The following is a 4,467-nucleotide window of genomic DNA, read 5'->3' on the forward strand; positions in this document are numbered from 1 at the left end:
CGCGTGGAGGCGTCTGGCGCGCCTCGCCGGCCTGAAGGGCTGCTCGGAAATCCGCGGCCTCGAGCCGGCCCAGACGGATGATGTCCAGGTCCAGAGGATCGCGGCTGGTGAGGGTCTCGCCCAGCGACGTGGCCGTTCACCAGCGCCTCGCACCAGGCGACCAGCGGATAGTCCGCCTCGGGCGCGCCCGCGGCAGGGGGTTGGCGTAGGCGACGGCCTCGCGCACGCGGCGGGCCTCCAGGGTCTCGCCGCCGGCGGGCGTGGCGGTGGCGACGGGCCCGTCCTGGGGCGCCGAAGGGGTCTGGGTCAGAAGCAGGGCGGCGAGGACGCTGGCGATCATGGAGGCGGAGACTTCGAATGGCGACCGCGGGGGCCGGGGGTATGGCAACGCCTGAGGGACGTCGATGGTTCTTCTAGGGCATCCATCGCGCAAAGAAAAAGGCGGCGGACCCGGGGGTCCGCCGCCTCTCTCAGCCGACAGGGTCGACTTTAGTACTTCAGGCGAGCGCCGAAGAAGAAGTACCGGCCGACGACGTCATACGCGTTCGGATCGGTGTTGCCGTCGTTCGCGTTGTCGAAGACCGGCGGATCTTCGTCCAGCAGGTTCCGGACGCCGGCGAACACTTCCATGTTGTCCGTCGCCTGCCAGGTACCGCTGATGTCGTGGTACCAGTAGGAGTCGACGGTGTTGTAGGTGTCCGGCTCGAAGATGTTGCCCTGGTTGTCCAGCGCATCGATGAACGTGCCGGAGTAGGCCAGACGCACCGGGCCGATATCGTAGCCCAGCGAGAGGTTGGCTTTCCACTCGGGCAGGGTGGCGCTGATGTTGTAGGCGCCAGCCGTCCCGGCGTAGTCGACGCCGTCCAGCTCGTACTTGTTCAGCCAGGTCAGGTTCAGAGCGATGTCGAGCTTGTCGCCCCACATCCCGCCGGCCCACGGCACGTTCCAGCCATAACGCGTCGAGAAGTCGACGCCGCTGGTTTCCAGCGCGGACACGTTGCCCAGAGGCGCGCGCGCCTTCAGGTTGCCGGCCGGATCACGATAGATCAGCGGCAGGCCGATGCCCGCGTTGTTGCACTCGGCGATGGCCGAAACCGGCGTCGGCGTGGTGGCCGAAGCCGCCGCACCCGCCGCGAAGCACTGGCCGACGATGCCCGAGACGCCGCCGAAGATCGTGCCGATGTAGTCCTCGACCTTGATCTGGTAGTAGTCCAGCGACATCGACAGACCTTCGACGAAGGTCGGTTGCCAGACGGCGCCGACGGTCACGGTGTCCGACTTCTCTTCCGACAGGGTCGGGTTGCCGTAGAAGAAGGATTCCGTCTGCGTGTTCAGCGCCACGAAGCCCGCGGCGACCGGATCGAAGCCCAGCTGAGCGGTACAGAAGTTCCGCACGCCCGGCGTCAGGGTGCGAGCGGCGCCGGTGTTCGGGTTGCGCGTGGTGCAGGGGTCCAGAACGGCCGGGAAGCCCTGGTCGTTCGCCTGGAACAGCTCGAACACGTTCGGAGCCCGGCTGGCGCGCTGGTACAGGGCGCGCAGGCGCAGGCTTTCGACCGGCTCCCACGAGCCGCCGGCCTTGTAGGACCAGACGCCGCCGACGGTGTCGTAGTCCGAGAAGCGGGCGCCGAGCTCCAGTTCCAGCGAACGGGCGAACGGCGCGTCGCGCAGCAGCGGAACCGCGGCTTCGAAGTAGACTTCGGTCGAAGCCGAGCTGCCCGAAACGGCGCGTTCGGCGTTGAAGCCGTAGATGTCGCCCTTGTTCTTGGCGTCGTCCGGCGTGAAGGCCAGGCTGTCTTCACGATACTCGGCGCCGATGGCGACGCCCAGCGGACCGGCCGGCAGTTCCAGCAGGGTGCCCGTGATGTTGAACTGCACGTTGTTCCGCTCGAAGACGCTGCGGTCCGTGAAGTTCAGACGCACGAAGGCGGCCGCTTCCGGCGTGATCGTGCCGGCGCCGAACAGGTTGATCGGCACGCAGGTCGGGTACAGCAGACGGACGGCCGGGGCGCACTGGGTCGCCGTGCCGCCGCCGGCCAGAGCGGCGTTCAGGCGCGAGCGCGAGACGTCGTTCAGGATCGAGGTGGTCAGTTCGGTGCGGCCGTAGCTGTAGAAGGCTTCCAGCTCCCAGTCGCCGGCCATGTCGACACGGACGCCCGTGTTGAGCTGATAGACGTCGGTGTTGTTCAGCTGGACGCGGGCGCCGACCTCGGCCATGCGGCGGTCGAAGTTCAGCGGCAGAGCCGGGTTGGCCCGGGTGTTGGCGTAGGCCAGCAGCGCCGGATAGTTCTGCACGAAGTAGTTGCTGACCGGGATCTCGATGCCGGTCGCCGGGGTCGGGGCCAGCTGCGAGTTGTTGCGGGTGTCGGTGTAGAAGACTTCCGCGAACGCCTCGACGTTGTCGACGACGTCATAGTGGGCCATCACCGCGAGGTTGAAGCGCTCCGACGGCGACTGCAGCAGGTTGACCGGGGCGAAGTCGTAGCGATCGCTTGCCGGCCCGAGGCTCGTGTCGTTGTTGAACACGCCCGGAACGCCCGGCGTGCGGAACGAGCGACGGCAGGGCGAGGCCGTCGGACAGCCGGCGGCGGTATAGGGGTTGGTGCCCAGGTTGTTCAGGCCGCCGTAGATGCCGGTGCCGGAACCGCCGTTGTTGGCGACCTGCGACCAGGGACGGTCCGAGTTCGGCAGGAAGCCGTCGCGGTCGGCGTAGCCGACATAGCCGGTCACGTTGCCGCGACCGTCGGCCAGGTTGGCGCCGAAGGTCATCGAGGCGTCGAACTGCTCGCCGTCGCCGTAGCCCGAGATGCCGTACTGGGTGTTGAAGGCGAAGCCTTCGAAGTTGCGCTTGAAGATGAAGTTCACGACGCCGGCCAGGGCGTCGGAGCCGTAGGTGGCCGAGGCGCCGCCGGTGACCACTTCCACGCGATCGATCAGGGCCGCGGGAATGCTGTTCAGGTCGACCGCGTTGCTCTTGTCGTACGGGATGAAGCGGTGGCCGTTGACCAGCACCAGCGTCCGGCTCGCCCCGATGCCGCGCAGGTCGACCGTGGCCGAACCGTTGGACGGGTTGTTCGAGTTGGCCGACAGACCGGGCACGACCTGCGGCAGCTGGTTCATGATCTGCTCGACGTTGACGTCGCCGCGAGCCTGGATCTGCTCGGCGCCGACAGTCGAGATCGGGCTGTTGGCCACGTAGTCCTGACGGACGATGCGCGACCCGGTGACGACGATGTCGTCGATGGCGGAGGGCTCAGTGGCCTCCTGCGCCATGGCGGGCGCCGCGAACGCCAGGACCGAAGCCCCCGCGATCATCGTGGTCGCCAGAAGCCTGTGGCGAATCTTGTGGTTTCTCAAAGGTCGTCTCCTGATGTTCGGCGCCCGGCCCTTTTCACCGGTCGTCGCGGCCTTAGAATGGAATATTCCCTTCCCCCGCAGCCGGAATCCCAACTGCAGTCGCCGCACGTTAGGCTCCGTACAGTGGAATTCGCCAGCATAATTACAGGCCCGTAACCCACCCGAAGCGCGACTGTCGTAAATAGGCCACGATATCGCCACAGCGCCGGTTGCCGGCGGAACGAATTTCGCCCTAGAGGCCCAAAAGTTGAAACTTGACCGGATATTCCGGAGAAAGCGTTGGAATAATATGTCACTTACTCCCACTCTGGCGGCAATCCTGTCGAGCGCTTTACTGTCCGGCCAGGCGGCCGAGCCCGCGCAACAGCGTCCCGAGGCCTTGCAGAGGCTGGCCGCGTGCCGCGCGATCACGGACGGCGCGGCGCGTCTGGGCTGCTACGACGCGGCCGCGGCGGCTCTCGAATCGGCGGAACGGCAAGGGGATCTGGTGGTCATCGACCGCGCCCAGGCCGAAGGCACGCGCCGGCAGTTGTTCGGCTTCGACGCCTCAGCCCTGCCGCGCCTGTTCGGCGGCGGCGAGGCGGCCGAGATCCAGGCCGTCGAGACCACCCTGGAGAGCGCGAGCCAGGCCGCCGACGGCAAATGGGTCTTCCGTCTGGCGGACGGCGCCGTCTGGCGTCAGGTCGACACCGAACGCGTCCGCTTCCAGAATCGTCCGGGCCAGGCCGTTCGGGTGCGCAAGGCGGCCCTGGGCAGTTTCCTGATGACGGTGGGCGACAGCCGCGCCGTGCGCGTGCGCCGGCAGTAGCGATGCGCCCCCTCTCCCCCACCGCCTGGACCTCGCCGCAGATCTCGCCCGACGCGATGTCCGTCATCGCCGGAAGCGGGATCAAGCGGGTGATCAACAACCGACCGGACCACGAGGAGCCGGGACAGCCGACCTCGGCGGAGATCTCGGCGGCCGCGGAAGCCGCCGGACTCCAGTATCTCTGGATTCCCGTCCAGGGCCTGCCGGACGCGGCCCAGGCGGCCGCGGTCGGCGAGGCTCTGGCGGACGGCGAGCCCACCCTGCTGTTCTGCCGCTCGGGCATGCGGTCCGCGGCCGTCTGGGCG

The 4,467-nt window shown here is 67.8% G+C and carries 4 protein-coding genes; 2 read left to right on the forward strand and 2 right to left on the reverse strand.

Features of this window, described 5'->3' with window-relative positions; all coding sequences use genetic code 11:
• Positions 1–136: 136 nt before the first annotated feature.
• Positions 137–340: a hypothetical protein gene (locus AC2W7C_RS13735; RefSeq protein ID WP_486001941.1), complete on the reverse strand. Its 204-nt coding sequence runs from the start codon at positions 338–340 to the stop codon at positions 137–139.
• 149 nt (positions 341–489) lie between these two features.
• Positions 490–3,354 carry a TonB-dependent receptor plug domain-containing protein gene (locus AC2W7C_RS13740; protein WP_486001942.1) on the reverse strand — a complete coding sequence of 955 codons (2,865 nt, stop codon included), beginning with the start codon at positions 3,352–3,354 and terminating at the stop codon, positions 490–492.
• Between the two features lie 289 nt (positions 3,355–3,643).
• Here AC2W7C_RS13740 and AC2W7C_RS13745 point away from each other — a divergent pair, with 289 nt between their 5' ends.
• A complete protein-coding gene (locus AC2W7C_RS13745; RefSeq protein ID WP_486001943.1) occupies positions 3,644–4,162 on the forward strand; it encodes a hypothetical protein in 519 nt (172 codons plus the stop codon).
• Between the two features lie 2 nt (positions 4,163–4,164).
• Positions 4,165–4,467 (forward strand): protein tyrosine phosphatase family protein (locus AC2W7C_RS13750; protein WP_486001944.1); only part of this gene is annotated, 303 nt, incomplete at its 3' end.

It is taken from the genome of Brevundimonas sp. CURTG3B2_SDJG (genome assembly GCF_057364705.1).

Bases quoted from the DNA above. Each gene is read 5' to 3' on its own strand.
- AC2W7C_RS13735 (WP_486001941.1), bottom strand. From the start codon at position 340: ATGATCGCCAGCGTCCTCGCCGCCCTGCTTCTGACCCAGACCCCTTCG.
- AC2W7C_RS13745 (WP_486001943.1), top strand. From the start codon at position 3,644: ATGTCACTTACTCCCACTCTGGCGGCAATCCTGTCGAGCGCTTTACTG.